Source organism: Prevotella aff. ruminicola Tc2-24 (assembly GCF_900110895.1).
Lineage (GTDB): Bacteria > Bacteroidota > Bacteroidia > Bacteroidales > Bacteroidaceae > Prevotella.
This window is the reverse complement of the sequence record NZ_FOIQ01000003.1, coordinates 118,955-144,644: the sequence shown is the minus strand read 5'-3', so window position 1 is coordinate 144,644 and position 25,690 is coordinate 118,955. Positions and strand designations below refer to the sequence as shown.

26 protein-coding genes and 1 tRNA gene are annotated in these 25,690 nt (G+C 47.9%); 11 read left to right on the top strand and 16 right to left on the bottom strand.

What is annotated here, in order from left to right; translation table 11 throughout:
- Window positions 1-16 precede the first annotated feature (16 nt).
- From BMY63_RS06925 to BMY63_RS06915, 3 genes are all read left to right on the top strand, one after another.
- Complete coding sequence (locus tag BMY63_RS06925; RefSeq protein WP_091915602.1) at window positions 17-679, top strand: BT_2262 family domain-containing protein; 663 nt, start codon at window positions 17-19, stop codon at window positions 677-679.
- A gap of 18 nt (window positions 680-697) precedes the next feature.
- Window positions 698-1,207, top strand: coding sequence for a lipid-binding protein (locus BMY63_RS06920; protein WP_091915600.1), 510 nt, complete (start codon window positions 698-700; stop codon window positions 1,205-1,207).
- Between the two features lie 608 nt (window positions 1,208-1,815).
- Window positions 1,816-2,001 (top strand): hypothetical protein, encoded by a 186-nt coding sequence (locus tag BMY63_RS06915; protein WP_091915598.1) that lies wholly within the window; start codon window positions 1,816-1,818, stop codon window positions 1,999-2,001.
- A 253-nt stretch (window positions 2,002-2,254) separates the two neighbouring features.
- On the opposite strand, the gene BMY63_RS06910 is transcribed toward BMY63_RS06915, so the two are convergent.
- Window positions 2,255-2,458: a hypothetical protein gene (locus BMY63_RS06910; protein WP_091901345.1), complete on the bottom strand. Its 204-nt coding sequence runs from the start codon at window positions 2,456-2,458 to the stop codon at window positions 2,255-2,257.
- Window positions 2,459-3,405: 947 nt separating this feature from the next.
- Here BMY63_RS06910 and BMY63_RS06895 point away from each other — a divergent pair.
- Together BMY63_RS06895 and BMY63_RS06890 are read left to right on the top strand one after the other, a co-directional pair.
- Window positions 3,406-4,575, top strand: coding sequence for an HlyD family secretion protein (locus tag BMY63_RS06895; protein WP_143065745.1), 1,170 nt, complete (start codon window positions 3,406-3,408; stop codon window positions 4,573-4,575).
- An 8-nt stretch (window positions 4,576-4,583) separates the two neighbouring features.
- Window positions 4,584-6,746 carry a peptidase domain-containing ABC transporter gene (locus BMY63_RS06890; RefSeq protein ID WP_091915594.1) on the top strand — a complete coding sequence of 721 codons (2,163 nt, stop codon included), beginning with the start codon at window positions 4,584-4,586 and terminating at the stop codon, window positions 6,744-6,746.
- Between the two features lie 59 nt (window positions 6,747-6,805).
- On the opposite strand, the gene BMY63_RS12190 is transcribed toward BMY63_RS06890, so the two are convergent.
- Together BMY63_RS12190 and BMY63_RS06885 are read right to left on the bottom strand one after the other, a co-directional pair.
- Window positions 6,806-6,970 carry a bacteriocin gene (locus tag BMY63_RS12190; protein WP_143065744.1) on the bottom strand — a complete coding sequence of 55 codons (165 nt, stop codon included), beginning with the start codon at window positions 6,968-6,970 and terminating at the stop codon, window positions 6,806-6,808.
- 119 nt (window positions 6,971-7,089) lie between these two features.
- Window positions 7,090-7,542, bottom strand: coding sequence for a nucleoside deaminase (locus BMY63_RS06885; protein ID WP_091901354.1), 453 nt, complete (start codon window positions 7,540-7,542; stop codon window positions 7,090-7,092).
- Window positions 7,543-7,585: 43 nt separating this feature from the next.
- Here BMY63_RS06885 and BMY63_RS06880 point away from each other — a divergent pair, with 43 nt between their 5' ends.
- Both BMY63_RS06880 and pyrH read left to right on the top strand, forming a co-directional pair.
- Window positions 7,586-8,347 carry a biotin--[acetyl-CoA-carboxylase] ligase gene (locus tag BMY63_RS06880; protein WP_091915592.1) on the top strand — a complete coding sequence of 254 codons (762 nt, stop codon included), beginning with the start codon at window positions 7,586-7,588 and terminating at the stop codon, window positions 8,345-8,347.
- Between the two features lie 25 nt (window positions 8,348-8,372).
- Window positions 8,373-9,083, top strand: coding sequence for a UMP kinase (pyrH, locus tag BMY63_RS06875; RefSeq protein ID WP_091901356.1), 711 nt, complete (start codon window positions 8,373-8,375; stop codon window positions 9,081-9,083).
- 60 nt (window positions 9,084-9,143) lie between these two features.
- On the opposite strand, the gene BMY63_RS06870 is transcribed toward pyrH, so the two are convergent.
- The 3 genes from BMY63_RS06870 to BMY63_RS06860 are packed head-to-tail and all read right to left on the bottom strand — an operon-like array spanning window position 9,144 to window position 10,959.
- A complete protein-coding gene (locus tag BMY63_RS06870) occupies window positions 9,144-9,551 on the bottom strand; it encodes a DUF4834 family protein (protein WP_177178401.1) in 408 nt (135 codons plus the stop codon).
- A gap of 14 nt (window positions 9,552-9,565) precedes the next feature.
- Window positions 9,566-10,243: a CDP-diacylglycerol--serine O-phosphatidyltransferase gene (gene pssA, locus BMY63_RS06865; RefSeq protein WP_091915867.1), complete on the bottom strand. Its 678-nt coding sequence runs from the start codon at window positions 10,241-10,243 to the stop codon at window positions 9,566-9,568.
- Between the two features lie 26 nt (window positions 10,244-10,269).
- Window positions 10,270-10,959, bottom strand: a complete 690-nt coding sequence (locus BMY63_RS06860; protein WP_091915589.1) for a phosphatidylserine decarboxylase family protein — start codon at window positions 10,957-10,959, stop codon at window positions 10,270-10,272.
- 179 nt (window positions 10,960-11,138) lie between these two features.
- Here BMY63_RS06860 and dnaE point away from each other — a divergent pair, with 179 nt between their 5' ends.
- Genes dnaE through BMY63_RS06845 form a run of 3 tightly spaced genes read left to right on the top strand, consistent with a single transcriptional unit; the run spans window position 11,139 to window position 15,547 of the window.
- Window positions 11,139-14,849, top strand: a complete 3,711-nt coding sequence (gene dnaE / locus BMY63_RS06855; RefSeq protein ID WP_091915587.1) for a DNA polymerase III subunit alpha — start codon at window positions 11,139-11,141, stop codon at window positions 14,847-14,849.
- Between the two features lie 57 nt (window positions 14,850-14,906).
- Window positions 14,907-15,221, top strand: a complete 315-nt coding sequence (gene trxA / locus BMY63_RS06850) for a thioredoxin (protein ID WP_091901365.1) — start codon at window positions 14,907-14,909, stop codon at window positions 15,219-15,221.
- A 2-nt stretch (window positions 15,222-15,223) separates the two neighbouring features.
- Window positions 15,224-15,547 (top strand): hypothetical protein, encoded by a 324-nt coding sequence (locus tag BMY63_RS06845; protein ID WP_091915585.1) that lies wholly within the window; start codon window positions 15,224-15,226, stop codon window positions 15,545-15,547.
- 33 nt (window positions 15,548-15,580) lie between these two features.
- Here BMY63_RS06845 and tsaE read toward each other — a convergent pair whose 3' ends face one another.
- Genes tsaE through BMY63_RS06820 form a run of 5 tightly spaced genes read right to left on the bottom strand, consistent with a single transcriptional unit; the run spans window position 15,581 to window position 21,986 of the window.
- Complete coding sequence (tsaE, locus tag BMY63_RS06840; RefSeq protein ID WP_091915583.1) at window positions 15,581-16,009, bottom strand: tRNA (adenosine(37)-N6)-threonylcarbamoyltransferase complex ATPase subunit type 1 TsaE; 429 nt, start codon at window positions 16,007-16,009, stop codon at window positions 15,581-15,583.
- 7 nt (window positions 16,010-16,016) lie between these two features.
- The gene (locus tag BMY63_RS06835) at window positions 16,017-17,567 is read right to left on the bottom strand and encodes a T9SS response regulator signal transducer PorX (RefSeq protein WP_091901615.1); all 1,551 of its coding nucleotides are present in this window, start codon (window positions 17,565-17,567) and stop codon (window positions 16,017-16,019) included.
- Window positions 17,568-17,580: 13 nt separating this feature from the next.
- Window positions 17,581-20,526, bottom strand: coding sequence for a type IX secretion system periplasmic lipoprotein PorW/SprE (gene porW, locus BMY63_RS06830; protein ID WP_256218963.1), 2,946 nt, complete (start codon window positions 20,524-20,526; stop codon window positions 17,581-17,583).
- Complete coding sequence (locus BMY63_RS06825; protein ID WP_091901374.1) at window positions 20,527-20,727, bottom strand: hypothetical protein; 201 nt, start codon at window positions 20,725-20,727, stop codon at window positions 20,527-20,529. It lies immediately after the preceding gene.
- On the bottom strand, window positions 20,724-21,986 hold the full coding sequence (locus tag BMY63_RS06820; protein WP_091901375.1) for a 3-phosphoshikimate 1-carboxyvinyltransferase: 1,263 nt from the start codon (window positions 21,984-21,986) through the stop codon (window positions 20,724-20,726). Before BMY63_RS06820 ends, BMY63_RS06825 begins: the two co-directional genes overlap by 4 nt.
- Before the next feature lie 181 nt (window positions 21,987-22,167).
- On the opposite strand from BMY63_RS06820, the gene BMY63_RS06815 reads away from it, so the two are divergent.
- Window positions 22,168-22,240: transfer RNA gene (locus tag BMY63_RS06815), tRNA-Pro, on the top strand.
- 64 nt (window positions 22,241-22,304) lie between these two features.
- On the opposite strand, the gene BMY63_RS06810 is transcribed toward BMY63_RS06815, so the two are convergent.
- The 5 genes from BMY63_RS06810 to BMY63_RS06790 form a co-directional block, all read right to left on the bottom strand.
- Window positions 22,305-22,997 (bottom strand): sensor histidine kinase, encoded by a 693-nt coding sequence (locus tag BMY63_RS06810; RefSeq protein WP_176771107.1) that lies wholly within the window; start codon window positions 22,995-22,997, stop codon window positions 22,305-22,307.
- Window positions 22,998-23,144: 147 nt separating this feature from the next.
- Window positions 23,145-23,810, bottom strand: coding sequence for a B3/B4 domain-containing protein (locus BMY63_RS06805; RefSeq protein ID WP_091915581.1), 666 nt, complete (start codon window positions 23,808-23,810; stop codon window positions 23,145-23,147).
- Window positions 23,811-23,813: 3 nt separating this feature from the next.
- Window positions 23,814-24,299: a hypothetical protein gene (locus BMY63_RS06800; protein ID WP_091901381.1), complete on the bottom strand. Its 486-nt coding sequence runs from the start codon at window positions 24,297-24,299 to the stop codon at window positions 23,814-23,816.
- Between the two features lie 102 nt (window positions 24,300-24,401).
- Window positions 24,402-25,007, bottom strand: a complete 606-nt coding sequence (folE, locus tag BMY63_RS06795) for a GTP cyclohydrolase I FolE (protein ID WP_091901394.1) — start codon at window positions 25,005-25,007, stop codon at window positions 24,402-24,404.
- Complete coding sequence (locus BMY63_RS06790) at window positions 25,004-25,645, bottom strand: SPOR domain-containing protein (RefSeq protein WP_091915580.1); 642 nt, start codon at window positions 25,643-25,645, stop codon at window positions 25,004-25,006. The genes folE and BMY63_RS06790 overlap by 4 nt, the downstream gene beginning before the upstream one ends.
- Window positions 25,646-25,690 lie beyond the last annotated feature (45 nt).

Here is a 25,690-nt window from a genome sequence, read left to right as displayed (position 1 = left end):
TAATCAGAAAAACAATATGAAAAAGATATATTTATATGGACTGATGCTTTGTGCTTCTGTTATGGGAATGATCTCCTGTAGCGAAGAAGACCATAGCGATACAAGGGTGACCAACTTTGCCACCATTGAGCTGGAAGGTGATGATTTCATGGAGGTAAATGTTGGTGAGCCTTATACGGAACCTGGCTATACAGCTATTGAAGGTACGGAAGATATTACCTCCAAAGTTATAGTTACCGGTAATGTGGACACCAGCAAGGGTGGCTTCTATACGCTGACCTATACGGCTGTCAACAAGGATAATTTCGCAGCTTCCGTAGAGCGTACGGTTATGGTGAAAAATCCTAATGGCATTGCTAGTGCTTATTTCGCAGAAACTTCTCAATATAGTGGAGCTCCGATTACCATCACTGACCTTGGCGATGGAACCTACGAAATAGACGACGTGATGGCAGGATACTATTTCTTCTATAAGTATCCTGGTTACGAGCCTACTTACGACTTCCATCTGGAGACCGTTTTCAAACTGAACAATGACAATACCCTCACTCCGGTGAAGTCGGGTTCATGGTATTTTTCTGGTACTCCTCCCACTCTGGCAAGTGGCTCGTATGATCCAGCTACAGGAAAAGTGTCATATACGACAAGTAATGGCATTAGTGTTGTGTTATCAAAATAATTAATTAGATATTAAGTTATGAAAAAGTATATTTCATTAGCATTTATGACTATTGCCTTCTCATTTGGTTTTGTCAGTTGCGATGTTGAGACCAACGAAGAGCCAGGCGGAACCAATGTTGAGAAAATGGCTGGACGTTGGGATGTTGTCGTGAATGCAGTTGACGAGAATGGTAATGTCTTGTATGAGGATCCCTATCACATGGGTACCATCACCATCATGACCTATAATACTTCGGATAATGATGGTGACAAAATGTGGCTGGATGATAGAGGAGAGTTCTGGTCTTTCAAGATGAAGGTTGATGTCAACTACTTGGCTCGTACATTTAGTGCTGATGAGCGCAATTACAACGCAAAAGGATCTGGTACAGCTATTGTTACTGACGGCAAGGTGCTAGAGGGTGCTGCCAAGAACCTCCACGGAATGCCTAACGATAGTATTGTATTCGATATCGTATTTAATGACGATGATAATGGCTTGAAGTATCGTATTTCGGGTCAGCGCTACACAGGATTCTACGAGTAAGTAATAGAGAATATCATGATAGGAAGAAGGTCGCTATAGAAATAGCGGCCTTCTTTTGTTAATGTTTGTAAAGTGCAATTAGGTTGCACGGAATGATCCTATCTTCGCTATCGCAAGATGTTTATAAACGGATTGCATGAAAAAAGTTATATTGTTGAACTAAATTGAATTAAAAATGAAAAAGGAATTATTCGTAGAAATGACATCAGCAGAAATGCGGAGTGTTGAGGGAGGAAGTCCTCTTACAGAAACTCTTTGGGAGATTGCAAAGGATCTCTGGAGGGCATTGAACAGCGACGGTAAACCCCAGGTATAGATCGTACCAATCCTGTATTCTGAAAATGAAGAGGAGGCTTACAGCATCTTTGTTGTAGCCTCTTTTTTTGTTTGTTGTGATAGCCAGGGGTATGGGTGAGGTAATTGTTTTTGTGGCAGATTTCTTTAGAAGATTTCTTTTATATGCTATGATATACATTTATTTTGAAGAAAGTGAGGTTAAAAAATGTAAAGTGAAATGATTGTGCACTGAGTACCCGTACTTTTGCATATGTAAGAAGTTCTAGGACTGATTACAATAACTAATGTCAAACTTAATAACTATTTAAAAAATGAAGAATTACAACAAGTACATGGCAGAAATGACCATGAAAGAGATGGTAAACGTGAATGGTGGTGAATCTAAAGAGGACAAGCATAGGAGATGGGCTCAGGCCTGTATGGATGCAGGTTGTGGTGGCAGTGTTTGGCAGACATTAGGCCATGCTGCTATCGAGGTAGCTTCATGGTTTGATTAAGACTGTAGCCATAAAAAGATCTTGGCATTGAACTTGGTATTCGAGCTAGGTTCGATGCCAAGTTTTTTGTGGATGAAGTTTTGGCGTTATTAATAGTTTTTTTGTATAACATAATCCCATTCTACATCATGCGGAATGGGATTATATTTTGCAGAAATAGCGTATAATCCAATAAGAACTATACGCTACCATGATCTTCTAGTATGGTTTCTTGTCGTATTCTTATGCAATCAAAGAAACCATACTGGTGGAATTAGTCTTGGAATTGATTATAAATCCAAATACATCCGTTGGCAAGTATCTTGACTCCATTGCATAATGCTTCAGCTGCGTAGACAAGTTCGTTATCAGTCCCACTCCATGACAATGAGAGATACTCTTTTTTCTCACCACCATTCACGTTTACCATCTCTTTCATGGTCATTTCTGCCATGTACTTGTTGCTTATTGTTTTCATTTTAAATAGTTTTTATTATTAATAATGTGATTGTTGTAATTGTATGGGTTTCCGGAATCCTTTACAATTGCAAAGATATTACTGTAAAGTGCACATTCCTTGCACTTTACGAAAATTAACATATATTGTGGGTTTGGCCCTTCTTGGACAAGCCAAGCGAGCAGAGCTCGAGCGCGACAGGCTCAGGGACCGCTTTCTGCGGCGTTTGGGGACTGTGAGTGGAGGTGGGGATCTTATGGTGAAAGAGATAGGGTTTATGGGTGAAAGGAATGGCACTTTACAGAGAAAGAGATAGGACTTTACCCCCTATAGGGATTATCTCTTTCTCTCGTGGAGATTATCTCTTACAGTCATAGACCCTATCTCTTTCAACATAAGATCCCCCCCCCCTTATGTTGTTTGGCGGGCTATATAAAATTCCGTGCAATTCTATAGCATTTTAGAAAATTTGTTTTGTCTGATGTATCATTTGATGGGCGGGATGGTTGCGAACACGCTGCAAGGTGTCACTGCAATGGCGTTGCGAGTTGTGCAATTGATTGAAATGCGTGTTTTTATCTGATGAAATGTTATTTAAAACCGGAAATGGCTTTGCAATGCGATTTTTTTGTGATTGAGAGACACACCCTATAATTTTGTGGCAAAGATTACCAAATTTAGTAAAGAATAAACCTAAAAACTAGACCCATTATGGTATTATTTAATGAAATCGAAAGATTAAACCGGATCAATTACCTTATTAAACACCGGGCTACTGGCACGCCAGACGAGTTCGCGAGTAAGTTACGCATTAGCCGTAGACAGTTATTTAATCTGCTGGAGTTCTTCAATGATATAGGGGCCCAGGTGAAATATGACCGCACTCGCGGCACATATTACTATTATGATGGCTTCGATTTTGAGATAACAGTGAATGTTGACGGAAGAAGAAGATTTTTATAAAGGTTATGGAGAACAATCAAATATTACCTCAAGGATGGATTGAGGATAGTCTGGAGAATTATCTGTATCAGCACAAGACCAAGTCGCATTATATCTACATCGTCGTGGTTCTGGCTGTTGCAGCGGCATTGGTGTCTCTTCCATTTATTAATGTAGACATCTCTGTGGCGGGAATGGGCGTGATTCGTCCGCAGGCGGAGCGTAGCGTGATCGTGGCTCCCATCTCTGAGATTGTGGATGAGGTCTTTGTGACTGAGGGCGACCATCTGGTGAAAGGACAGCCGATCCTACGTTTCCGAACGAGTTCGGCCGATACCCGGATCGGTCTGCAAGAGAATGTGTTGCTGGACATCAACCAACAGTATGCTGATCTGACTTATCTGGCACGGGGCGGCAGACCGCCTGTATTCCAGTCGTCTGCCCGTCAGCAGGAGTATCTGAGTTTCTTGTCCAAGAAGGAGCAGATACAGACGGACATCAATCAGTATAAGGCAGAATGGCTGCGCAATAAGGCTCTTTTTGATAAGCATCTGATCAGTGAGGAGGAGTATAACCGTTATCTGTATCAGTATCAGGACAAGGAGAACGAACTGAAATCATTAGTGCAGAACCAGATGAGCGTATGGCAGACAGACCGTAACAACCTGAACAACCAGAGAAACGAGGCGACATCGAATATCAAGTCAAATCAGGTGGATAAGGAACTGTTTACCGTGTGCTCGCCTGTGAATGGTACCATCGAACAGTTTAATGGTATCTATCGAGGACTGAACCTACAGGCCGGGACTCAGTTGGCCTTTGTCAGTCCTGACTCAACGCTCTATCTGGAGGCATATGTGGCGCCGAAGGATATCGCCTTTATACAGGAAGGCATGCCCGTGAAGGTTCAGTTGGAGTCGTTCAACTACAATGAATGGGGACAGCTGGAGGGCATCGTCACTCAGATATCATCCGACTTTATTACCGATGAGAACAACGGCTATCTGTATAAGGTGAAGGTGAAGCTGACGAAGGATTTCCTGACGCTGAAGTCGACTGGCCGTATCGGCAGGGTCAAGAAAGGCATGACGGCACTTGCACATTTCGTGGTGACCAAGAGGTCGCTCTTCGATATCCTCTATCATAACATAGATCATTGGGTGAACCCGACTCAGAACAAGTTAAACAAACAGTAGCAGACATTATGAATAGCAATATCAAAATCAAACAACAGGACATCACGGATTGCGGTGCCGCCTCATTGGCTTCTATCTGTGCGTATTACGGGCTCCGCTTCCCAGTGGCACGTATCCGCCAGTACGCATATACTGATAAGAAAGGAACTAATATCCTTGGTATGATCAAGGCTGCGGAGAAACTCGGTTTCACGGCCAAGGGCGTGAGGGCCCAGCCGGAGGCACTGACGATGATCCCCTTGCCAGCTGTCGCACATGTTCAGGTGAAGAACCAGTTGCTTCATTTCGTCGTAATCTATAAGGTGAAGGATGAGCTCATCACGTATATGGATCCGGCGGACGGTGATATGCATAAGGTGAAGAAGGAGGAGTTCCTGAAGATGTGGACAGGTGTCTTGGTCATCATGGAACCCAACGAGACCTTTCGTCAGGGTAAGGAGACGAAAAGTAACTTCTCAAAGTTCGTCAGTCTGCTGGCACCTCATAGGAGTGTCATGATCCAGGCGCTGTTTGGCGCATTGATATGCAGTATTCTGGGACTCTCTACCTCCATATACGTCGGCAAGATCACCGACTATGTGCTGGTCGATGAGAACTTGAACCTGCTTAACATGATGAGTGTGGTCATGCTGATGATCCTGGTGCTCCAGGTGTTTATCGGTGCGATGAAAAGTATCCTCGCCTTGAAGACGGGACAGCGGATAGATGCTTCGTTGATATTGGGGTACTATAAGCATATCCTGAGCTTGCCTCAGCAGTTCTTCGACACCATGCGGGTGGGTGAGATCATCTCACGAGTCAACGATGCGGTGAAGATACGTACCTTTATTAATGATGTGTTCCTGGGATTGGTGGTCAATGTGATGATATTGGTCGTGACCGTCTTTGTCATGTTCATCTATTCTTGGCAGCTGGCTTTGATTACCTTGATCTCTGCGCCTCTGTTTACCGTCTTATTCCTGATCTACAATAAACTGAACAAGAAGTTCCTGAGGAAGATCATGGAGAAAAGTGCGGATCTGGAATCGCATCTGGTGGAGTCGTTGAATGCCATCATCACGGTGAAGCGCTTCGGACTGGAGGAATTCGCAAATATCAAGACCGAGAACCGCTTTGTGCGTCTCCTTAAGGATACCTATAGGGCTGCTTATGGAAGTATCATGATTGGAGGTGGACTTACGTTCGTCTCTACCGGTATCACCATCACTGTGCTGTGGGTCGGAAGTAACTATGTGGTCAGCAAGGATATCACTCCGGGAACCTTGATGATGTTCTACTCTCTGGTTGGCTATGTGTTGTCGCCCTTACAGTCTCTGATCACGTCTAACCAGCAGTTGCAGAATGCCAATATCGCAGCCGACCGTCTGTTCCAGATCATGGACTTGGAGAGAGAGCAGGATGAAAGTGGAAAGATGGAACTGACGAGGGAGATGATCGACGATATCACTTTTGAGGATGTGACGTTCCGTTATGGCACTCGTAAGGATGTCTTTGAGGGACTGAGCCTAAAGTTCAGGAAGGGTCAGACGACGGCCATTGTCGGTGAGAGTGGATCGGGCAAGACAACGATGATGTCGCTGTTGCAGCATATCTATCCTGTCAACGATGGGTGTATACGTATCGGCAACTATGATATATCCCAGATCGCCAACAACAGTCTGCGTGAGCATATCGGTACGGTTCCGCAGCAGATCGAGCTGTTCCAGGGAACAGTTCTGGAGAATATCGCTATTGGTGATTTCAACCCAGATATCAAGAGAGTGAACGACCTGATCCGGATGCTCGGACTGGAGGACTTTATCAAAGGACTACCCCAGGGATTCAATACTCAGATCGGTGAACATGGTGCATCGCTCTCTGGCGGTGAGCGCCAGAGAATCGCTATCGCTCGTGCTCTCTATAAAGAGCCGGAGATCATCATCTTCGATGAGGCTACTTCTTCACTGGACTCTCTGTCTGAGAAGTATGTCAAAGAGGCTGTTACTCAAATGGCCCATGAGAATAAGACCATTATTATCATTGCCCATCGACTGAGTACGGTCATGCATGCCGATAAGATCGTGGTCTTGGAAAACGGAAGACTGAAAGAGGAGGGCACTCACCAGGAACTGATGGAAGCAAAAGAGACTTATTACAAGTTATGGCAAAGTCAGTTTGACTATATGGAATAAAAGAAAATCCCCTTTCGTCAATCAGGCGAAAGGGGATTTTTTTAATCAGATGGACTCATTTAGTTGAGAGGGAAGGGGAAAGAGGGACCGATGGGGTCGAAGGGGTGAAGGAACTTCTCCAATCCATGTTCAGTGCAAGTCTTACCGTCCTTGTCGGGAGCGACACCACCGTTAATCTTTGCCAGCTCTTCGTTTGAGAGTGCATTCATAAAATTCTTTTTCATAATTCTGTTAATTTAAAATGTTAAGTGTATAAAACTATATTGAAGTATTTCTACTTGCAAATGTAGTTTGGCACTGTGCAATTGCATTGCATTATACATACTTTAACAAAATAAATGATCTATCGCTTTGATCTGAAGAAACTCTGCATCAGACTGCGGCATTCTTCTTCGAGTACGCCTCCCGTCACCTCTGCCTTGGGGTGCATGGCCTTCGGGGCATATTCATGATAGCCTCGTTTCTCGTCGAGGGCACCATAAACGATTCTGGGAATCTGTGCCCAACCGATGGCACCGGCGCACATCGTACAAGGCTCAACGGTGACGTAGAGCGTGCATTCCGTGAGATATTTGCCGCCTAACGTGTTGGCGGCGGCCGTGATGGCCTGCATTTCGGCATGTGCCGTGACATCACAGAGGGTCTCTGTCAGATTATGGGCTCGGGAAATCACCCGATCCTTACATACGATGACGGCACCGATAGGTATCTCACCGGCCTCATACGCCTGTTGTGCCTCGTCGAGCGCCATCTGCATGTAACGCTCGTCTTTTTTCTGTTGTTCTTCTGTTATCATGTTGCAAAGATAGAAAAATAATATGATCTGCCAATCATGTATTATGAATAATTTTCGTATCTTTGCAGTCAATATGGGTTTCAAGGTCGTACATATTGAAGAGACGGATTCGACCAATCGGTGGCTGCGTGACAACGGGCATATGGTGGAGGCAGACTCTCCTGGTGCTGTCGTCGTGGTGGCAGCTGAGCATCAGACAGCAGGAAAAGGCTGCGGAACGAACAGCTGGGAGTCGGTGCGGGGGAAGAACCTGACGTTCTCCATGATGATTCACCCAGAGCAGATTCCGATTAGTCGGCAATGGCAGATATCGGAGACCGTGTCGGTGGCGTTATGCGAGGCACTCGACGCCTATCTCCCTGACCGTCGGGTGGAAATCAAGTGGCCGAACGACATCTATTATGGTGACGGGAAACTGTGTGGTATCCTGATTGAGAACCGTTTGCAAGGTGGTGTCATCAGGGATAGCATTATCGGCATCGGCCTGAATGTGAACCAAGAGGTATTCCTGAGTGATGCGCCCAACCCGGTATCGCTGAGGCAAATCTTGGGACGGGATACAGACAGGGAGGAGTTACTCCAGGCGTTCCTCGAGTCGTTTCAAGCGGCTTCCATGAGAGAGACATGCGGTCTGGCCTATCGAAGCAGACTGTTTCGTAAGGGAAAAGAGGCGGTTTACAGAGATGAAAAGGGGCGCTTCTCGGCTACCATCGTCGATGTGGCCTCCGACGGGCATCTGATATTACGGGATACCGACGGTAAAAGACGGGTGTATGCATTCAAACAGGTGCAGTTTGTCGTGTAACAGAGATTTAAATATTATATAAGGTATGGCAAGATTTAAAAGAATCCTTCTCAAGCTCTCTGGTGAGAGCCTGATGGGACAGCAGGGGTATGGTATCGACCCTGAGCGACTGAGCGACTATGCCCAGCAGATTAAGGAGATTAGTGAGATGGGGGTGCAGATCGGTATCGTCATTGGTGGTGGTAACATCTTCCGTGGCCTGTCGGGTTCGCAGAAGGGTTTCGACCGCGTGAAAGGTGACCAGATGGGTATGTGTGCCACGGTCATCAACTCTCTGGCCCTGAGCAGTGCTCTTGGGGCTATCGGTGTAAAGAACAAAGTGATGACGGCTATCCGCATGGAGCCGATAGGCGAGTACTACACAAAATGGAACGCCATCGAGGCGATGGAGGCCGGATATGTGTGTATTTTCTCTGCCGGTACTGGTTCTCCGTACTTCACGACCGATACGGGCTCTTCCTTGCGTGGTATAGAGATCGAGGCCGACGTGATGTTGAAGGGTACACGTGTGGATGGCGTCTATACGGCTGACCCGGAGAAGGATCCGACAGCCCAGAAGTTTGACGAGATCACTTATAAGGAGGTACTGGCACGGGGACTGAAGGTGATGGACCTGACAGCCATCTGTATGTGTCAGGATAATAACCTGCCTATCTATGTCTTTAACATGGATGTCGTGGGTAATCTGAAGAAGGTGATGAACGGGGAACAGATAGGTACCCTCGTGCACAATTAAGCGCCTCTATGGTGAGTCGGCCATCGTCTAGCCATCAGCACGAACGTACGTGGCTCTTGGTCATTCGCCGACTTCTTCGAACTCTACGTATTCGCCATCGTTATGATCGAAGATCTTTTTCTTCTCTTCGGTCTCGCGGTCGTCGATGATTGTTACACCACTGCTCGTAGTCGTCTTACGGGTAGTGGTTCTTTCTTGAGCAGAACTCTTCGACTGTCCTGATTGTGCGGAACTGGTATATTGGCGCTGGGTACGAGAGCCCTGGCTCTTGCTGTCGGCGCTTTTGAAATAGTCGTTGCCAAAGGGATTCTTCTCTTTCTGCTCCTTGCGCTTCTGGCGAATATAGTAGCTGTCTTCGGCCGCCTCTCTCATCTTCCTGATACCCCTATATGCGAAATTGATGATGACCATCACAATGATAGCGATGGCAATAATAGCAAATAGGATAACCGCAAAAAAAATACGCATGTAAAGCCAGGCTTTTAGTTTTCTTTCTTTGTAGCAACGGACAGAATAACATACCATGCGATGATAACTGCAAAGGCTCCGATGCCAAAGAGCAACAGCAAAGGTATGCAAGAGAGAATGAAAATGTATTTAACCTCATTGCCTTTCCATCCCCAGTGCTTGAACTTCAATGCAAACATGGGAATCTCGGCAACAAGCAGATAGCTGCTGATCAATACACCCAAAAGAATTACCCACTCCATTCCGCAGAAAGTAATCCCTTTTTGCTCAAGAGCTACGATGAGCGATCCCCAGAAAAGGGCGTTGGCGGGAGTCGGCAGACCAATGAAACCTAATGCCTGACGCTCGTCAAGATTAAACTTCGCCAATCGGAGGGCAGAGAAGGCCGCCATGATAAAGGTTAGGAAAGGAACGAACGGGCAGTGGATGTGAAAACCACAAAGGTAACTGAACACGACGGCCGACGGCGCAAAACCGAAGGTGATATCGTCGGCCAGTGAGTCGAGCTCTTTTCCGATGGGAGAGGATACTTTCAGCAAACGGGCACTCATGCCGTCGAAGAAATCGAAAACCGCTCCTATGATGATAAAGAGCAGAGCTATGTCAAAGTCGCTTCGGAAAGCATAATACGTCGCAATGCAACCAGAGATCAGGTTGCAACAGGTAATAGTGTTCGGTATATGCTTCTTGATATTGAACATAAAGATTGAACTCTTGGCTACTTCAATTTTGCGATAACGGTCTGGTCGCCTGTCGTGGGCTGATCCATACGGCAGAGCACTTCTGTATCCAGTGGTAGGAATACATCCACACGTGAGCCTAGCTTGATGAAGCCCAGGTGCTCGTCGATATAGCACTCCTCGCCGTCTTTGGCATAGGTGACGATACGGCGCGCCATGGCACCGGCTATCTGTCTCACCAGGATGTCCTGTCCATCCGGGGTCGTGATCATGATGTCGGCATGCTCGTTTTCTTCGCTGGCCTTCGGCAGCCAGGCTTTGTGGTAGTTGCCGTTCTGATGGTGAACGAACTTGACCTTTCCGTCGACGGGGAACCAGTTGGCATGCACGTTTAGCGGACTCATGAAGATGGAGATCATCAGACGCTTGTCATGGAAATACTCGTTCTCTTCTGTCTCCTCAATCACAACGATCCTGCCGTCGGCAGGGGCAACGACCATCTTCTCAGTGTCACCGTTATAATAACGTATCGGACAACGATAGAAATTCAGTGCCATCAGCCAGGCGGTACCGAAGATGATGATGAAAATCCAGAACGGTATGGTTGTATTGAAAGAATACCAGAGTACCGTGGCGATTCCAATGACAACCAAGGCGCTCAGGGTGAGCTCGTTGGTGCCTTCACGGTGAATTCTGATCTTCTTTAGTTTCTTAATTCTTTCTCCCATTAGTTATCTTGATTGTTTCTTGTTTTGTGTGCAAAGGTACGTAATTTTTACGGAAGTTACAAACTTTTCACGCTTTTCTTTTGGCATTCTCGGGATTTCAGCGTAACTTTGTCCTCGACCTGTAGGGGCCTTGTCCTTGCAAAGCTCCGGAGGGGACAGAAGCAACAATATTACTGATAATGGAAGATTTCGTACATCTACACGTACATACATATTATTCTATATTGGATGGACAGTCCAGTATCAAGAAACTGGTCGACAAGGCTATCGCTGACGGCATGAAGGGCATGGCCATCACCGATCATGGTGATATGTTCGGCATGAAGGAGTTTCATGATATCTGCGTTGGCGTCAACAAGCAAAGGAAGAAGGAAGGACTGGAACCATTTAAACCCATCTTCGGATGTGAGATGTATGTGGCCCGTCGCGGCGACATGAGACTGAAGGAGACCAAGGAAGACTTGGGTGGCTATCACTTGATTGTGCTGGCTAAGAACTATCGTGGCTATAAGAACCTGATCAAGCTGGTGAGCAACTCGTGGGTTGACGGTTTTTATAACCGTCCGCGAACAGACCATAAAGAGCTGGAGAAGTATCATGAGGACTTGATTGTCTGTTCTGCTTGTATCGCCGGTGAGGTGCCGGCCAAGATCCTGAAAGGCGATATCGCCGGTGCCCGTGAGTCGATAGAGTGGCATAAACGTGTCTTTGGCGATGACTATTATCTGGAGTTGCAGCGACATGAGGTGACAGACCCGACGATCCGTGCCAACCGTGAGACATTCCCCCTGCAACAGCAGGCAAACAAAGTGCTTATCGAGTTGGCAAGGGAATATGGCATCAAATTAGTATGTACGAATGATGCGCATTTCGTGGACAAGGAGAATGCTGAGGCCCATGACCACCTGCTTTGTCTCTCTACCGGTAAGGATCTTGACGACCCGACACGTATGCTTTATTCTAAGCAGGAGTGGTTCAAGACCCGTCAGGAGATGAATGATATCTTCGGGGATGTGCCGGAAGCCTTGTCAAACACATTGGAGATTCTTGACAAGGTGGAGACCTACAGTCTGGATAATGACCCGATCATGCCGTTCTTCCCAATCCCGGAGTCGTTCGGTACGGAAGATGAGTGGCGTGCTAAATTCACGGAGCAACAGCTCTATGATGAGTTTACGAGTGATGAGAACGGTCAGAACCAGCTTCCTCCGGAAGAGGGTGAGAAGAAAATCAAGAAACTGGGTGGATACGATAAGTTATATCGTATCAAGTTCGAGGCCGACTATCTGGCTGAACTGGCCTATGCTGGTGCGAAGCGACGCTACGGTGACCCGATTCCTGATGATGTCGTCGAACGTGTGAAGTTCGAACTCCATATCATGAAGACCATGGGATTCCCTGGCTATTTCTTGATTGTGCAAGACTTTATCAATTCTGCACGTGATGAACTGGGAGTGATGGTCGGACCTGGGCGTGGTTCTGCGGCAGGAAGTGTGGTGGCCTACTGCCTAGGTATTACGAAAATCGACCCATTAAAGTATGACTTGCTGTTCGAGCGTTTCCTGAACCCGGACCGAATATCTCTGCCTGATATCGATACCGACTTCGATGATGACGGACGTGGCCGGGTACTGAAATGGGTGGAGGATAAATATGGACATGAGAACTGTGCCCATATCATCACCTATGCCACGATGGCCACTAAGAACTCCATCAAGGATGTGGCTCGTGTGGAGAAAGTACCCCTCGGACTTACGAATGCGCTTTGTAAGGCTATCCCTGACCGTCTGCCAGAGGGAATGAAGATGAATCTTCCCAATGCTATTAAGTGTACGAGGGAACTGCAAGAGGCGGAGTCGTCGAACGACCAGGCATTGGCGAATACGATTAAATATGCGAAGATGCTTGAGGGAACGGTGCGTGGTACTGGTATCCATGCCTGTGGCTTCATTATCTGCCGGGACCCGATCAGTGATCATGTGCCGGTGTCGACAGCTGATGACCCGGACTTCAAAGGCGTGAAGACGAACTGTACACAGTACGACGGTCATGTCATTGAGTCGACTGGTCTGATCAAGATGGACTTCCTCGGTCTGAAGACGCTGTCGGAGTTGAAGGAGGCTTGTGCTAATATCAAGCGTACACGTGGCATAGACGTGGATCTTGACAATATTCCCATCGATGATCCGAAGACATACGAACTCTATCAGCAGGGCCGTACGATCGGCACGTTCCAGTTTGAGTCGGCCGGTATGCAGAAGTATCTCCGTGAACTGCATCCGACGGTCTTTGAGGACCTGATAGCCATGAACGCCCTTTATCGTCCGGGACCTATGGACTATATCCCGTCGTTCATTGCTCGTAAGAACGGTCGCGAAGAGATCAAATATGATATCCCTTGTATGGAGAAATATCTGAAGGATACCTATGGCATTACTGTCTATCAGGAGCAGGTGATGCTACTCTCCAGACAACTGGCTGACTTTACCCGAGGTGAGAGTGACGCGTTACGTAAGGCCATGGGTAAGAAGAAAAAGGATATCGTCGATGCGATGAAGCCGAAGTTCATCGAGGGTGGTAAGAAGAACGGACATGACCCGAAGATACTGGAGAAAATCTGGGCCGATTGGGAGAAGTTTGCTTCGTATGCCTTTAATAAGTCGCATGCAGCTTGTTACTCATGGGTGGCCTATCAGACAGCTTATCTGAAGGCTAACTATCCGGCGGAATTCATGGCCGCCATCATGAGTCGTCGGCGTGACCAGATTACGGAAATCACGAAGTTGATGGACGAGTGTAAGCAGATGGGTATTGCCACGCTGGGACCGGATGTCAACGAGAGTTACGAGAAGTTTGGTGTGAACCACCATGGTGAGATTCGCTTTGGTCTGGGTGCCATCAAAGGAATGGGAGAGTCTGCTGCACAGGCAATCATCTCTGAACGTGAACAGAACGGTCCGTATAAATCGATCTTTGACTTTGCGGAGCGTGTTAATATGAGTAATGTGAACCGTAAGGCCTTCGAGTCGTTGGCACTGAGTGGCGGCTTCGACAGCTTCGGAATCCGACGAGAGGACTATTTCGCTACGAACTCGAGAGGCGAGGAGTGGCTGGATACGCTGGTGCGTTACGGACAGACCTATCAGATGGAAAAGGTACAGGCACAGAACTCGTTGTTCGGTGGCTTCGATGGCGTGGAGATTGCCACACCGCCTGTACCGAAGTCTGATGTGCGTTGGAGTGATATCGAACGACTGAACAAAGAGCGCGATCTGGTGGGTATCTACCTGTCAGCCCATCCGTTGGATGAGTATAAGATTATTCTCGACAATCTTTGCAATGCGACTTGTGCCGATTTGGCAGACGTACAGAGTCTTGACGGACGAGAGGATGTCGTTATTGGTGGTATCGTAACGGCCGTCCGTCAGAAGTTTACCAAGAGTGGAGAGCCTTGCGGATTTGTCACCGTAGAAGACTTTGAAGGAAACGGGGAGATAGCCCTGTTCGGTCGGGATTGGGGACAATGGAACGGTATGTTTACCGAAGGGGCTTCGGTATATGTGACGGCGAAGTTGCGACCACGTTTCCAGAATAGCACCCAGATGGAGCTGAAGATCCAGAACGTGGAGTACCTGCAGAGTGTCAAGGAAAAGGCCATCGATCGCATAACGATCTCCTTAGTTGCCGATATGCTGAGTGAAGACGTTGTGGCCGACCTGAATGAGATTATCAGTGAGAATCCTGGTCGCACCAAACTCTTCTTTCAGTTGCGCGACTCGCAGGGACGAAATCATGTGCTCTTACGCAGTCGGGAGAAAGGTGTGGATGTGAGACATACGCTGATTGACTATATCGAGAAACATGAGATGCTCGACTATAAGATTAATTAGTGGCATGGTATTTGCAGAAGAGTTGATATCATAGTATTCATTAAAAAGGAAAAGACAATGGAAGTAACAATCACAAATGAGAACTTTGCAAGTCTGAAAGCAGGCAACCAGCCTCTGGTAGTGGATTTCTGGGCAACATGGTGTGGCCCTTGCCGTATGGTGGCACCTATCATTGCGGAACTTGCAAAGGAGTACGACGGCAAGATTGTTGTCGGCAAGTGCGATGTTGAGGATAATGAGGATCTGGCAGCAGAGTTCGGTATCCGTAATATTCCTACGATTCTGTTCTTTAAGAACGGAGAGGTTGTTGACAAGTTGGTAGGCGCACAGCCGAAGGCGAAACTTGACGAGAAATTCAAAGCCCTGTTGTAGTTATGGCAAGTCTGGAAGAGGAACTTCGCCTTGACGAAGAGGAGAACCTGAGGGAGTTGGCTTTTATCCGTGAGCAGCTGCCGTCGGAACTCAAGGACCGTTACAGTGACGATGATATCCTGTTTATCATGGATGCCGTCGTGGATTACTATTATACGAGTGGTATTCTGGAAAGTAATGACGATGAGGTCGACATCGATATGGATGTCGTGGCCGACGTTGTCTGCAAGAAGGCAAAGGAAGAGGGTGTCAGTTCCTCGTTTGATCCGAAAGAGGTGTTCTTTGTCGTCCAGGCAGACCTGGACTTCCAGGAACAGAACTTATAAATAATACCCTGCCAGAACGGCAGGGTATTATTGTTATGAGCAGACTATACTGCGTGTCCCGTCTCCGTTTTCTGTGATGCAGACTTTCACGGTGTCTTCGGGCAACAGCTCTTCAATCAACTCAGGCCACTCGATGAAACAGAGGGCCCCGCTGTAGAAATAGTCTTCATACCCCATGTCGTAGACTTCTTCCAGTTTCTTGATTCGGTAGAAGTCGAAATGGTAGATGGTGGTCTCTACGAGTCTCCCTTTAGGAGAGGTCCTATATTCGTTGATGATGGCGAAGGTGGGGGAGGTGATGACGTCATTTACGCCCAACTCCTCGCAGATAGCCTTGATGAATGTGGTCTTACCCGCTCCCATCTTACCGTAGAAGGCAAAAACCTTGTGATCGCCAATTTGCTCAATGAACAGACGGGCAGCTTCTTGGATGTTTCCTAAGTCTTTGATCTTGATTTCCATATGATTCTTATCTTTTCTTTCCTGTCATGGTGATGAGTGGTATGATCATCTCCTCCATCGATATGCCTCCATGCTGGAAGGTGTCACGATAATAGGAGACGTAATAATTGTAGTTATTCGGGTAGGCGAAGAAGGAGTCGCCTGTTGCGAAGACATAACTCGTCGAAAGGTTGGGTGCAGGCAACTGCGCCTCCTGGGGATCCTTGATGACGAAGAGGCTCTTGTCGTCGTGCGCCAGATTCTTACCGAGCTTATAGCGCAGATTGGTGTTGGTGTTTCGATCGCCTATAATCTTGACGGGGCTGGTACAACGGATACTGCCATGATCCGTGGTGACAATGACGGTATGGCCTGTCTGCGACAGCAGCTTGAAGAAGTCGGAGATGACCGAGTGGCGGAACCACGAGAGTGTGATACTCCTGTAGGCACTTTCATTGTTCGCGAGTTCTCTGACCATCTTTGATTCCGTACGTGCATGACTGAGCATGTCGATGAAGTTGAAGACGACGACGTTGAGATCGTTTCTCTCAAGGAGATGGAATTGCTGAAGCAGCTTGTCTGCATCGGCAGAGCTGTTAACCTTATGGTAAGAGAAAGACTCCTTTCTCCTGTACCGGTCGAACTGTGTTCGGATCAGTGGCTCCTCGTTCAGGTTCTTTCCTTCTTCCTCATCCTCATCCACCCATAGGTCGGGGAACATCTCTGCAATCTTGTTTGGCATCAGACCGCTGAAGATGGCATTGCGTGCATACTGGGTAGCTGTGGGCAGAATACTGAAGTATAGGTTCTCCTCCATATCAAACTGTCCGCTGATTTCTTGAGCAAGTGTCCGCCATTGGTCGTAACGGAAGTTGTCAAGGACAACGAGGAAAACCTTTTTTCCTTCGTTCAGCAACGGGAATACTTTGGTCTTGAAGATGTCTGGTGAGAGTGTGGGAGAGGGTTGGGAGTGGTTAACCCAGTTTAGATAGTTCTTCTTGATGAACTTGGCAAAGCCGTTGTTGGCCTCTTCCTTCTGCATCTGCAACATATCTGTCATGTCGCTATCGGTGGCACTGAGCTCCAGTTCCCAGTGTACCAGTCGTTTATAGACGTCGGCCCAGTCTTGCCATGTCCGACAGTCCATGATCTGCAGGGCAATCTGTTGGAAACTCTGTTGGTATTGACTCTGTGTCACCTCGGTCTCGATGGCGCGGCGGTGGATGTTCTTCTTGAGCGACAGCAGGATCTGGTTGGGATTCACGGGCTTGATGAGATAGTCGGCAATCTTCTGACCGATGGCCTGTTCCATGATGTTCTCTTCCTCGCTCTTTGTTACCATGACGGCGGGAAGCGAGGGCTGTATCTCCTTGAGTCTCTGAAGGGTCTCCAGACCACTCAGACCGGGCATCTGCTCGTCTAGGAGCACCAGATCGAAGTTGCGCTCCTTACAGAGATCAATAGCGTCAGTACCGTTGCTGACGGTTACCACCTCATAGCCTTTCTTCTCAAGGAACAGGATATGGGCTTTTAACTGCTCGATCTCGTCGTCTACCCAAAGTAGGATGCCATTTGTCATATCGTTATCTTTTTTACCAGAAGTCATCACCGAAGTCGAAATCCTGTACTTGCTGCTTCCGTTGATTGTTGTCGGGTTGTATGCCGTCATCTGTCCTTGTGGGGGTAGGTGAGGGCTCCGTCTCTTCTATGTCGGGTTGCTCAATGGTCTTAGGAAGGATCAGCAGTTTCTCCTCACTGATCTTCATCGGGAGGAAGGTCTTCTCGTAGAACTGCATATAGTCATCGTAGCTGTAACGCGTACCGATAAGTGACAGGTTGCCCTCACTGATAATGAGACTGCGACAGGGGGATAATCGTGTCGACATGGTATTGTCGGCATAGAGTTGCTGGGCGTATTGTAACGCTTCGTCATAATTGAGGAAACCGCTGATCTGCATCTGCTGCCATGCTCCAGCACGGTCGCCTGCGAGAGGCATCTGTAGAATCTCGAAGTTACGAACCAGGAAGTTCGTGAAATTGTATCTGGCCATCTCGAAGAGTAACTGGTTCGCATTAACGGAGTCCGGTTGGTAGATAAGGATAAACAGGAAATGCTGGTTGCGCTCATCGCTAAGTGTGGCGGTGCCAGTGCTGTCTTCTGCCATGTCCGTACTCCTGCGTGTCCAGATGTCGCTCATCTCGAACTGGTTTCCATAAGGCGTCCGTCCTTCTTGGATGCCTTTAAGGATCATACCTGAGAGACTGGTTACCTCGCTGTCTGGGTATCTCTCAACCACAAACTTGAGCTGACTGGCACAACCATCTCTGTCGCCTTCGTTCAACCGGCTGAGACCATCTATGAAGATGAATTTGGCGCGATTATCTCCCAAGGGAAAACGGTCGGCAGACAGTTGTACATTGGCTCTTACAATCTCAGATTGGTTATTCTTGAATGCCTCGTAGGTGGCGGCATATAGGGAATCCTCGATATGCTCCCCGAACTTAGCATTGACGGCATAGTTGGGATCGGAGAGAAGAAGTGTCCATTCGTTTTCTGGGAAATCATGTTGTAGGCGTCTGATACAGTTGTCTGCCTGTTGTTGTCTGCCCTGTCGGGCGTAAAGGAGGTAGAGATGATACCATGCCTCGGCGATGCATTTGTCGTCCTGGTAGTCTTCCGTCAGTCTTGTAAGCATATCCTCGCTGAGATGCAGATGTCTCGACAGATGGGGTGATGAGGCAGAACGGTCGAGTTTATCCTTGAAGATGATACCGGCATGTAGAAGTGCATCCTTGAGGATGTTGTGACTGTTTTTCTTCTGTTCCTCCGAGAAAGGGATCTGTGCCAGGTAATAGTCTCGTTGATGCGGGTTGGAGGTATTCAGAGAGGACTCTTCTATCTCGTCTGATAATCCTGTATCCTCAAGGCTGTCGGAGGAAGCCTCTTCAGGATCTTCCGATGGGGACGGCACCGCAACAACAGTCTGGTTGACACGCTGCCAGTTGTCTATGTTCTTCCTTGCTCCCCACTGACGCAGGAAAGTTGTCTTTCCTTGGCTGACTGCAACGGGGTTATAGAAATACCACTGCCCGTTACCGGAGGTCGGTGTCGTTGGCAACATCGTGTTGGGAAGTAAACCATCCTCTTGTTGACGCTGTTGTTCGACTTCTGCCATCGCCTGTTCCTTCCGTTCTTTTTCCTCTTTCTTCCTCAGATTGTCGATCACTCGGTCTATCACCTCCAGTCTTTTAGCTTCTGGCATGTCGGCGAGTGCCAATAGAGAGTCCTGCAGTTGGATAGCCTCTGTGTAAGGTACCAGTTCATCCAAGACCTTCGATCGGTAAGACAGCTCTTCATAGCCCGTATGGTCTTTGTCGAGCAGGCCGATGGCTTCCCCGTAGCATCGTTGTGCATCAGAGAATCGCTCTTTATCCCAATAGAGGTCTCCGAGTGAGAGCAGCAAGACACCTTTCTCAATGCCATTTTTGACAGAAAGAAGTGCTCCGTCCTCATAGGCGTTGATGGCTTGTGTAGTGTCCCGCTGAGTGAGGTAGATGTTGCCGATGGCATAATAGATCTGGTCGAGATTGTCTGTATTGTTCTCTGAGGCAGCCATCCGCTTCAGACGACTGATCATCTGATGGACGTTTGTCCCCTCTGCCATGACCTCAGTCTGGGCGATGCGGGCGTTGAACTCCAACTCATACGGCGGGTGACAACCGACCACCTTCTCGAAGGCCTTATAGGCTTGTTCGCGGTTCCCAAGCAGGTGTTGTATCTGTCCCATTAGGAACCACTCTCTGGCACGCTGTATCCGTCGGCGCTCATGCTTGATAACTTTGTGGAGATAAGGGAGGGCCTTCTGGTACTCCTGATGTCGGATGAAATAGTTTGCATAGGTGTAGTCCCAGTCCTTGACAGCACGGAAGTCCATAGAGTCACGATTCATGTTCCGGATGACATCCTCTGCATCGTACATCCATCCTAATTCCGTGTAGCATTTGGCAAGCCATGCTCTGGCAAGACCGTTCTGCAGAGGTTGTGTCTGGTATAGACGACTCATGTATGAGAAGGTGGCGGCAGCCTCGTCGAAGGCTCCTTGCTGGAACTGTGCCTTACCCATGAGCAACCATACTTTCCAAAGAAAAGGATTGTATTCCCTACGTCCTAGCCACTCGCGGTCTTTCGCGGTCTTTTGCTTGCTGCCGTTCCATGCGGGCTTGACCTTGATACTGTGTTGCTTGATGGCTTTGCTGCACTTCTCGATAGTCAGATCGTATTGTCCTTTACCGATATCACGGCTGGCTTTGTTGCCCACCGCGTAGAGAGGTATCAGCTCCGTGTAATTGTCTTTGTTGCCTTTCTCCTTTTCTAGATTGCCGTCGATGAAGGCCTGTGAACCATTAAAGAAGGTGTTGTACCGGGCGTTAAAGGAATGCCACCATCGTGTGTTGCCTGTGTTTTTCTGTGTAGAGCAACCTACCATCGTCATGACGATGGCAACTCCTGTCAGCAATATGTGGATGGCCTTACGCATCTATTCTTCATCTTTCCCCTTCTGGTTCTTTTTTTCCTCTAAAAGACAGTGGATCTTACATGATCCCTCGTCAGCAGCAGTGCATGTCGAGCAGTCATGCCCGGTAGTGATAGTGTCCTCACCTTTGTCGAAATAGGAGACTATCCCGGCGATGACACCCAGACAGATGAGTGCTATGATACAGACGATGGCAAAATTCATTCTTTCTGACCTTCTTCTATTTGGAATCCTGCTTTGACAAGATCATCCCAGTATCTGGGATATGATTTAGAGACAACCTGAGGATGATTGATCTTGAGTTGACCGATCTTCAGAGCATAAGGTGCGAAGGCCAATGCCATGCGGTGGTCTTCGTAGGTGTCGATGCCTTCCTCATATGAGGGTTCACAGCGTTCTCCATCCCATTTCAGTTCACTGTCGTTGAAGTCGTGGATGACGTACCCCAACTTCCGCATCTCTTTCTTCAGAGCTTCTATGCGGTCTGTCTCCTTGATCTTCAGTGTCGATAGTCCAGTGAAGTGGAACGGGATATTCTTGGCTGCGCAGACCACGACGAAGGTCTGAGCCAGGTCGGGAGAGTTCACGAAGTCATATTCCAGTCGTGGCACACAGCGACCGTTCTTCTTGATGGTGATGGTCTGGGGGATGCCTTCTCCCTTAGTCTCAAAGATGGTCTTCACACCAAGCAGACTGAACAAGTAACGTGTGACAGAGTCACCTTGTTTAGAACCGTCCATGAGTCCGGTAAGTCTGACCTCCGACTCCCGGTCGTCAATCAGTGCCAGAATCTCATACCAATAGCTGGCACCGCTCCAGTCGCTTTCAATGAAATAGTCTCTATTCTGATAGGGCTTGTGACTGACGGTGATGGTGTCGACTGCGGTCCAGTCTGCTTCTGCCCCAAACTCCCTCATAGTCCAGAGTGTGAGGTCTATATATGGCCGGGAGATAATCTCGCCTGTCAGTCTGAGTGTCAGACCGTCTTTCAGCATCGGACCAATCATCAGTAGTGCGGAGATATATTGGGAACTGATATTCCCGGGAATCTCCAGCAAACCACCCTTGAGTTGTCTGCCTGTGATACGGAGTGGTGGAAAGCCTGTCTCTCCCTCGTAATCGATATTCGCTCCCAGTGTTCTCAAGGCATCAACTAACACACCGATAGGACGGTGCTTCATCCGCTCTGTTCCTGTGATGATATGTGTACCTTTCATCACACATAGGTAGGCTGTCATGAACCGCATGGCCGTACCAGCTGCCTTGATGTCGATCTCCTTGGGCATATGCTGCAGAGCCTTGACGATGACCTCTGTGTCGTCGCAGTCGCTGAGGTTCTGTGGCAGACTCTTGCCACCGCTCAGTGCATAGATAATCAAAGCCCGGTTGGAAATGCTTTTTGAGGCGGGCAGACCGATGGTGCTGCTCAACCTTTCAGGTGCAGTAAGTGTATATTGTTTCATTCTGATGATTGCTCCATAAATATCAATGCAAAGATACGCATTTTCGGCCATAGATAGCTCATATTTTGCAGTTTTTCACTAAAAGCTAATAAAAGTTGCCTGAAAATTTGCATAGTTCGTAAAATGTGTGTACCTTTGCATCCGCATTCGACAAAAGCATGTCAGTGCTAAGCATAGTGTTCGGGATTTAGCGCAGTTGGTAGCGCACACGTCTGGGGGGCGCGAGGTCGCTGGTTCGAGTCCAGTAATCCCGACAGAAAAAAGAAACCTGATAGATTTTTATCTGTCAGGTTCTTTTTCTTATATGGGTTGTGATTCTCAGATACCCTTTGTCATGTCTCTCATGTGACAGGGGATCCAGACCCATACCGTTGTTCCCTTTCCTTCCTCAGAGGAGAGACCGATTTCACCGTTCAAGGCGTCTACAATAGCCTTGCAGATAGAAAGGCCGAGCCCGGATGTCTGGTTGGCAAGGGTCAGGGAGTCTTCATGCTGAAGAATGGAGAAAATATTCTCCTGGAGTTTCTGAGGTACACCGTCACCTGTGTCGATGATGGTTACTTTCATTCCCTTTCGCTCACGCTCGTAGGTCATGGTAATACTACCCTCCTTGGTATGGAGTACGGCATTCTGTAGCAGGTGCATAATCAGTTGGTGCATCAGGTTGGTGTCGAGCGTAGCCTTGCAGTGCGGCGACAGGGTCGTTCTGATATAGATGGACACATTTGGACTGGCGTCGCGCAGAGCCTCGCGCCGATAGGAGGCCATGAGTTCTGCCAGGTTCACCTCAATCATCGTGAAAGTAAGCATGCTGCCCTCGAAACTCGAGAGTTCAAGCAGCTGTGAGATGAAATAGAGTAACTGATGACCGTTGTGGTTGATGTGTGTCACCATCTCTGTCAGTTGTTCCTCTTTCAGGACGCCAGGTTTCTCTTTCAGGATGATATCACTGAATCCGATGATGGAATTCAGGGGGGTACGGAGGGCATGGCTGACGTTAGCTAAGAACACAGACTTTATTTGCTCGCTTTTCTGAGCCCGGGTAACCTCGTTGCGCAATTGTCTAAGATAATAGCGCCTTACAAAAAATATACATACAGGTAGCGCTAATATGAGCGCCAGAATAATTAGAAGTTTTAAATCCATAGGTTTGTCTTATTATTTATATATAAGATAGCTACCGCCGTCGCTTCGGCCGTATTTACGAATCAGATCTTGTATGAATCGGGCATTGTCGATGACACGTTTCTCGTTGCCGTCGTAGCCGTTAATCAGTACAACGAGGTGTGTGGTACCGAGTGTGATCTTTGTACGCTCGTTGTCACTTGTGGGTGTACCCACACCGCCTAGGGCGTCGCGGTAGACGGGTAGACCAGCGATGTTCAGCATCCCTCTGCCGATGCCTTCGTATGGCTCTCCCTCACGTCCGATGCCTAATGTGAGCGTGTCGCCGACGAACTTGTCAGCATCGAAGCCTCCGATGCTATAACCGAAGGCGATGGAAGCAAGGTTGATGAGGTCGACGAGCGTGTCGATCTGGTAGAGCTCTTTGCCTTGGAGCATCCTGCGGATCAAAGCTTCACTGGCAGGACGATACCGAGAAGGGTCTTTGCCACAGGCTTTGTAGATACGACGAGTAGCTGCGATAGACGGAATCTCTTTCAGACTCTCAGTGGTGAGTTCTCTCCGGAACGTCTCCTCAAAAGCATGAATCTCCTGCCACAGTTCGTCACTATAGCTGGTGTTGACAACCTGTGCTTCAACGGCTGCCCCAACAAACTCGGGGCAGACAGACGCTATTTCCTCAGAAACGAAGATGTTCATGCATCAATCGTCAGGATTACGTCTATAGTGGAATTCCTGGATATTGGGGTTTGAGCCGAGATCGTTATCTGGAATCACCGTTGTACGGATCAACTTCTGGTCATAACCTTTGTGCATTGGTCCAACATGCAACAGGAAATCATTGAAGTTGGATGTTGGGATCACCAGACCAAAGATGCCGAATCCTACCCTGGTGCCTTCTGCACGGATATTGTTATACACATAGGCTGTGGAGTAGAAGGTGTGACGGTAGACCTCCAGTCGGTTATACTTATCGAAAGTCTCTTTCCACTCCTGTCCCACTTTTGTCGAGTCGGCCTTCGTGAAGATAAAGCCGATGTTGTGCACATAGTCGTCGATCTTGTCGCCGCGGATACTGTCGTTCATCTCCATGCATTGCATAATGTTATCATTCATCTCCGCTCTCATCTCTTTCTCTGTCGGAGCGGTGAAGTAGGCAACGATCAGCAATACAAGAACAATAGCCATAAGAATCAGCAACTTCCCAAGGCAGCTGTGCAAAAAAGCGTCGCCTACGGAACCGCTGGTCCTGAAATTAGGTCTGTTGGTCTGGTCCATAAATTGATTAGATTAGATTTGATTATTATGTATTAAGTTCATGAATTCCTGACGGGTCTTAGCTTGATTGAAGGCACCACTGAAGTCACTGGTCGTAGTGATGCTGTTCTGCTTCTCGATGCCGCGCATCTGCATGCACATGTGCTTGGCCTCGACAACCACCATCACACCGAGTGGCTTGAGCGTGTCCTGAATACAGTCCTTGATCTGCTGTGTCATGCGCTCCTGTACCTGTAGCCGATGGGCGTAGATGTCCACCACACGGGCAATCTTAGAGAGTCCTGTGATGTAGCCGTTGGGGATGTACGCGACATGTGCCTTTCCGTAGAAGGGAAGCATGTGGTGCTCACAGAGGGAGAAAAAGTCGATGTCCTTTACGATGACCATCTGACTGTAGTCCTCTTTAAACAGAGCATCCGTCAACACTTTATGTGCGTCCATCTGATAGCCTCGTGTCAACACCTGCATGGCTTTCGCCACGCGCATGGGGGTCTTCAGTAATCCCTCACGCTCTGTGTCTTCGCCAAGCAGACTCAGTACCTGCTTGTAGTGTGCGGCGAGATCCTCTAGTCCTTCGCGATATATCTCCTTGTCGTCTATGCCTTGGTTTTGAATCATGGGTATTGTACTGTGATTTTTCCTTTGACGATAATGGCCGAGTCGTATCCCATCTTCTTGACGCTTCTGAGCACCTCGTCGGCCTCTTCATAAGTGCGGTAGTTGCCCATCCTACAGATCCACCGTGGGGAGTAGAAATGCACGTAAACGGGTACACCCGGATAGAGCGCCTTAATCTCATTACCAGTCTTTTCCGCTTTGATGCGGTCGTTGCGAGAGTTACCTCCTGCGAAGACCTGTACCCGATAGCCGTTGATCTTGTATCCACCTTTCATGACCTTCTTCCGGTTGTCGATGGTGGTGTCGGGGATGGCGATGCTGCCCTGGGCACTCTCAGGGCTCAGCTTCTCCGTTTTTTTCTCTTGTTCTTTATGATTTGTAGCAGTAATATCTGATTTTCCTGTCTGTTTCGGTGTCGCCTTCTGTTCGGCGGAGACAGTCTTCGGACCATTCACGAGTTCTTCGATGCTCTTGTCTTGCGTGATGGTCACCTTTCCTTCACCCTTCTTCTCCTGTTGCACGCGTTGGGTAAAGGTTTGAGCAGAAGTGAATAGTGAACAATGAAAAGTAAATAGTGCCAGCAGCACGGTCACTTTGATGTTCACGATCACCAGCTTATTGCATATTGTTAATTTCATACCAATATCTATTCACTTATCATTATTCACTATATAAACTTCATT

Bases quoted from the DNA above. Each gene is read 5' to 3' on its own strand.
- BMY63_RS06925 (WP_091915602.1), top strand. From the start codon at position 17: ATGAAAAAGATATATTTATATGGACTGATGCTTTGTGCTTCTGTTATG.
- BMY63_RS06920 (WP_091915600.1), top strand. From the start codon at position 698: ATGAAAAAGTATATTTCATTAGCATTTATGACTATTGCCTTCTCATTT.
- BMY63_RS06915 (WP_091915598.1), top strand. From the start codon at position 1,816: ATGAAGAATTACAACAAGTACATGGCAGAAATGACCATGAAAGAGATG.
- BMY63_RS06910 (WP_091901345.1), bottom strand. From the start codon at position 2,458: ATGAAAACAATAAGCAACAAGTACATGGCAGAAATGACCATGAAAGAG.
- BMY63_RS06895 (WP_143065745.1), top strand. From the start codon at position 3,406: ATGGAGAACAATCAAATATTACCTCAAGGATGGATTGAGGATAGTCTG.
- BMY63_RS06890 (WP_091915594.1), top strand. From the start codon at position 4,584: ATGAATAGCAATATCAAAATCAAACAACAGGACATCACGGATTGCGGT.
- BMY63_RS12190 (WP_143065744.1), bottom strand. From the start codon at position 6,970: ATGAAAAAGAATTTTATGAATGCACTCTCAAACGAAGAGCTGGCAAAG.
- BMY63_RS06885 (WP_091901354.1), bottom strand. From the start codon at position 7,542: ATGATAACAGAAGAACAACAGAAAAAAGACGAGCGTTACATGCAGATG.
- BMY63_RS06880 (WP_091915592.1), top strand. From the start codon at position 7,586: ATGAATAATTTTCGTATCTTTGCAGTCAATATGGGTTTCAAGGTCGTA.
- pyrH (WP_091901356.1), top strand. From the start codon at position 8,373: ATGGCAAGATTTAAAAGAATCCTTCTCAAGCTCTCTGGTGAGAGCCTG.
- BMY63_RS06870 (WP_177178401.1), bottom strand. From the start codon at position 9,551: ATGCGTATTTTTTTTGCGGTTATCCTATTTGCTATTATTGCCATCGCT.
- BMY63_RS06860 (WP_091915589.1), bottom strand. From the start codon at position 10,959: ATGGGAGAAAGAATTAAGAAACTAAAGAAGATCAGAATTCACCGTGAA.
- dnaE (WP_091915587.1), top strand. From the start codon at position 11,139: ATGGAAGATTTCGTACATCTACACGTACATACATATTATTCTATATTG.
- trxA (WP_091901365.1), top strand. From the start codon at position 14,907: ATGGAAGTAACAATCACAAATGAGAACTTTGCAAGTCTGAAAGCAGGC.
- BMY63_RS06845 (WP_091915585.1), top strand. From the start codon at position 15,224: ATGGCAAGTCTGGAAGAGGAACTTCGCCTTGACGAAGAGGAGAACCTG.
- tsaE (WP_091915583.1), bottom strand. From the start codon at position 16,009: ATGGAAATCAAGATCAAAGACTTAGGAAACATCCAAGAAGCTGCCCGT.
- BMY63_RS06835 (WP_091901615.1), bottom strand. From the start codon at position 17,567: ATGACAAATGGCATCCTACTTTGGGTAGACGACGAGATCGAGCAGTTA.
- porW (WP_256218963.1), bottom strand. From the start codon at position 20,526: ATGCGTAAGGCCATCCACATATTGCTGACAGGAGTTGCCATCGTCATG.
- BMY63_RS06825 (WP_091901374.1), bottom strand. From the start codon at position 20,727: ATGAATTTTGCCATCGTCTGTATCATAGCACTCATCTGTCTGGGTGTC.
- BMY63_RS06820 (WP_091901375.1), bottom strand. From the start codon at position 21,986: ATGAAACAATATACACTTACTGCACCTGAAAGGTTGAGCAGCACCATC.
- BMY63_RS06805 (WP_091915581.1), bottom strand. From the start codon at position 23,810: ATGAACATCTTCGTTTCTGAGGAAATAGCGTCTGTCTGCCCCGAGTTT.
- BMY63_RS06800 (WP_091901381.1), bottom strand. From the start codon at position 24,299: ATGGCTATTGTTCTTGTATTGCTGATCGTTGCCTACTTCACCGCTCCG.
- folE (WP_091901394.1), bottom strand. From the start codon at position 25,007: ATGATTCAAAACCAAGGCATAGACGACAAGGAGATATATCGCGAAGGA.
- BMY63_RS06790 (WP_091915580.1), bottom strand. From the start codon at position 25,645: ATGAAATTAACAATATGCAATAAGCTGGTGATCGTGAACATCAAAGTG.